This window comes from Actinoallomurus acaciae, assembly GCF_042429965.1.
Taxonomy (GTDB): Bacteria; Actinomycetota; Actinomycetes; order Streptosporangiales; family Streptosporangiaceae; genus Actinoallomurus; species Actinoallomurus acaciae.
The window spans coordinates 1-3,128 of the sequence record NZ_JBHLZP010000742.1 but is presented as its reverse complement, the minus strand read 5'-3'; the positions used below and the strand labels follow the sequence as shown (position 1 = coordinate 3,128).

General features: G+C 67.4%; 5 protein-coding genes. 4 read left to right on the top strand and 1 reads right to left on the bottom strand.

From position 1 onward, the window contains the following. From ACFFNX_RS46160 to ACFFNX_RS46145, 4 genes are all read left to right on the top strand, one after another. Window positions 1-330: DUF2399 domain-containing protein (locus tag ACFFNX_RS46160; RefSeq protein ID WP_378212688.1), on the top strand; the 330-nt coding region annotated here is incomplete at its 5' end. 318 nt (window positions 331-648) lie between these two features. Continuing rightward, window positions 649-888 (top strand): hypothetical protein, encoded by a 240-nt coding sequence (locus tag ACFFNX_RS46155; protein ID WP_378212686.1) that lies wholly within the window; start codon window positions 649-651, stop codon window positions 886-888. Further along, window positions 889-1,491, top strand: a complete 603-nt coding sequence (locus tag ACFFNX_RS46150; protein WP_378212684.1) for a DUF6879 family protein — start codon at window positions 889-891, stop codon at window positions 1,489-1,491. An 86-nt stretch (window positions 1,492-1,577) separates the two neighbouring features. After that, window positions 1,578-2,249 (top strand): DUF6082 family protein, encoded by a 672-nt coding sequence (locus ACFFNX_RS46145; protein ID WP_378212683.1) that lies wholly within the window; start codon window positions 1,578-1,580, stop codon window positions 2,247-2,249. A 209-nt stretch (window positions 2,250-2,458) separates the two neighbouring features. Here ACFFNX_RS46145 and ACFFNX_RS46140 read toward each other — a convergent pair whose 3' ends face one another. Then, window positions 2,459-3,076 carry a LutC/YkgG family protein gene (locus ACFFNX_RS46140; RefSeq protein ID WP_378212689.1) on the bottom strand — a complete coding sequence of 206 codons (618 nt, stop codon included), beginning with the start codon at window positions 3,074-3,076 and terminating at the stop codon, window positions 2,459-2,461. Window positions 3,077-3,128: the final 52 nt, after the last annotated feature.

The following is a 3,128-nucleotide window of genomic DNA, read 5'->3' as shown; positions in this document are numbered from 1 at the left end:
CTGGTCTGCACGGAGGGCCGGCCGTCGGCGGCCTGCCACCGCCTGCTCGGCGCCGCCGCGGGCGCCCGGATCCACTGGCGGAACGACTTCGACTGGCCGGGTGTCCGCATGACCGCCGCCGCGACGGAACGGTACGCCGCCACGCCGTGGCGAATGGGCGCCGGGGACTACACCGACGCCCTGACGGCCGGCGGCGGCGCCCCCCTCAAGGGCAGCCGGACGACGACTCCCTGGGACCCCCGGCTGGCGAACGCGATGGCCCGCGAACACCGCGCCGCCCGCGAGGAGTGGCTGCTCCCGGCCCTGCTCGCCGACCTACGGTCGCCGTAACGCCGACGCCACCAGGTCCGCGGGGGAACACCCGAGCGACCCGGCACCGGCCGGCCGGGCGTCGGGCGAGGCCGAGCGTCAGGCGATGAGGACTTCGAGGCTCCTCGGGCCGTGGACGCCCTCGACGCGGTCCAGCGTCGTAGCGCAGGGGCTCGGCCCAGCCGCGTTCGGTGGACGAATACATACTCAGGATTCGCCGTCATGGTGGACTTTCCGGAGACGTGCTATGACATGGCCAAAATATGCGTTTTCTCGACCCGGAATAAGCGGGTGATACGCTGCAGCCACCTTGCAGCGACGCAACCGGGGGAGTACCGGATGAGAGCCGTTCGACGCATCGGCAAGAGTCCGGCTGAGCTTGGCAACACCACAGGTGTCAGTGGTTCCCCTGACATCGTGGAACTGGAAGATGGTGCGTTCGCGGTCATCGGTGTGGACATCACCGATCAAATCAGTGATCTTGAGACGTTCGGAGCACGTTGCGCTCCGAACGAACGCGTGGTGAGAGTCCCCCGCAGCACTCTCACGGCCGCCAAGAACGACATCCCTGAAGGTTAGATGCTTCCGCCGTCGTGGGCAGTGTCGAGCGGCACACGGCTCGACCTCGATGGATTCGGCGCCGCGTTCTCACAGGCATGGTCGCGGACCGAGTCACGTTTCCTGAAGCTCGAATGCTGGCAGGCGTACCGAGAGGGGCACGCCTGTGAATCACAGGAGGTTTACGAACGAGGCGATATGGAAACCGCCCGCGAACTGCTGCGGCGGGAAGCGGAGGCGGACCGGCCGCTCTATGAGGATGTCGAAAAACGGCATATCGACTATTCGCGGATACGCCTTGTGCGGGAGCCATTGAGCCCGTACCTGCAATACGAGTTGCTGAGTTACCGTATCCGCGCCCAGATGGGCGAGAACATCGAGGTGGTCCGCTGTGATTCGACGGTTCGCCTGCCGAGTGACGAATATTTCGATGTTCTCTTGTTCGATCGGCGGGAAGCCCTCATCCACGACTACGGCACCGGAGACGTCGGGTGGCAGAGCGGCGGTTGGCTCATTGAGGAGCCCTATGTCCTCGCTCGCCTGGAGGAGATGATTCTGGCGCTTCGCGACGGCGCGATCCCGCTCCGGCGGTATCCGGGTCGAGCACGGACTGAGCAGTTCTAGCCCGGCGGCCGGCCGTTCTCCCCCGCTCACAGATCGGGCAGTCGCGTCCGCGTCACTGTTATGGTCATGCGGTGAGGCACCGGGTAATGAGACCCGCGGTCATCGCTACCGCCCTGGTGATCGGCTTAGCCCTGGTGACCGCCGGTGTGCTCGTGCCCGTCCTCATGCTCCTGCGTCTGGACGACATGACACTGAACCGGTGGTCTCAAGTCGGACAGGCACTGGAACCCGTCGGTGTCTTCTTTTCGGGCGTGGCGTTCGTCGGCATCGCCCTGACGCTCTTCCTCCAAGCTCGCGACCTCCAGAACCAGCGGGAGGAACTGACCGTCACGAGAGAAGAGCAGCAGCGGAACAGCGAGATCGCGCTGCGACAACTGCATATCGACCTCATCAAGATGGCCATCGACGACCGTGAGCTGCGCGAGGTATGGCCACCCATCGCACCGGGCGTCGCCGAGACCAAGAAGGATCACTACTGCAATCTGATCCTCAACCTTCAGAAGGTGGCCTACGAAGCGCACACGATCGAGTTGGCCGAGCTGCGCAGCGCGCTCCGACAGCTGATGGCGAGCCGCGACATGTACGCCTTCTGGACGAAGGCCCGCGCCGCGCGAGGTGCCATCACCGGAGGCGACGAGGCTGAGGATTTTTTCACCGCCGAAGCCGACAGAGCCTTCACCGACGCCGGTCCGCCACCGCCGAGGACCTGGGCGCACGCCTTGATCCGTATCCTGAGCCACCGGCGTTCAGGGCCATGAGGAATCCGGCGGGCGAGCGAAGCCGGCCAGGTCTGTCGCGACCACGGCAACGACCTCACCATTTCGGGACGACCGAGAAGGCACTTGGTATCGGTCGAGAGAGCGGGGACGCGTGGAACCCGAGTCTCTTTGCGGTCGCTCTGGACGACGCGTTCGCTGATCCGGCTTCGGCGTGAGAACGTATGCAGGCCGAGGCTGGGCAATACCCCTCAGCAGGCGATGAGGACCTCCAGGGTCCTCGGGCCGTGGACGCCCTCGACGCGGTTCAGTTCGATGTCGCTGGTCGCGGACGGGCCGCTGATCCAGGTCAGCGGGCGGGACGGGTCGAGGCGTTCGATCGCCTCCGGGACCGTGCGGACGATCTGGTCGCGCCGCACCACGCACAGGTGGTAGTCCGGCACCAGGGTCAGCGCGCGGCGGCCCTGGTCCGGGCCGGCGTCCAGGACGATGGTGCCGGTCTCGGCGATCGCCACGGCGCAGCCGGTCAGCACGCCGTCCAGGCCGTTCAGCTCCACGTTCGGCAGCGGCGGGTCGTCGCGGACCGCCTCGACGGAGCCCGGCCACGCCTCTGGCACGCCCGCCGGTACCGCCACCCGCCGGGCGTCGCGGCGGGACAGCGCCTCCGCCACGGCCGCCGCCACGTCGGCGACCTCATGCACCCGCGCCCGGTAGTCGGTCAGCCGGTCCACCAGCAGCTCGACCACGTCCACGCCGGACCGCGAGCGCTCGTACTCGCGCGGCACCGGCACGTCGTCGGGGTTCTCCTCGCGTGGGACGTCCGGCAGGGCCGACCGTACGCGGGCCAGGATGCGGTCTCGTGAGCTCATCGGTTCGCCGCCCACCACTGCCGGAACGATTCCCTCGGTGGCCGGGGCACGT

What these genes read in the sequence shown, in the direction of transcription:
- ACFFNX_RS46155 (WP_378212686.1), top strand. Translation starts at nt 649, where the DNA reads ATGAGAGCCGTTCGACGCATCGGCAAGAGTCCGGCTGAGCTTGGCAAC.
- ACFFNX_RS46150 (WP_378212684.1), top strand. Translation starts at nt 889, where the DNA reads ATGCTTCCGCCGTCGTGGGCAGTGTCGAGCGGCACACGGCTCGACCTC.
- ACFFNX_RS46145 (WP_378212683.1), top strand. Translation starts at nt 1,578, where the DNA reads ATGAGACCCGCGGTCATCGCTACCGCCCTGGTGATCGGCTTAGCCCTG.
- ACFFNX_RS46140 (WP_378212689.1), bottom strand. Translation starts at nt 3,076, where the DNA reads ATGAGCTCACGAGACCGCATCCTGGCCCGCGTACGGTCGGCCCTGCCG.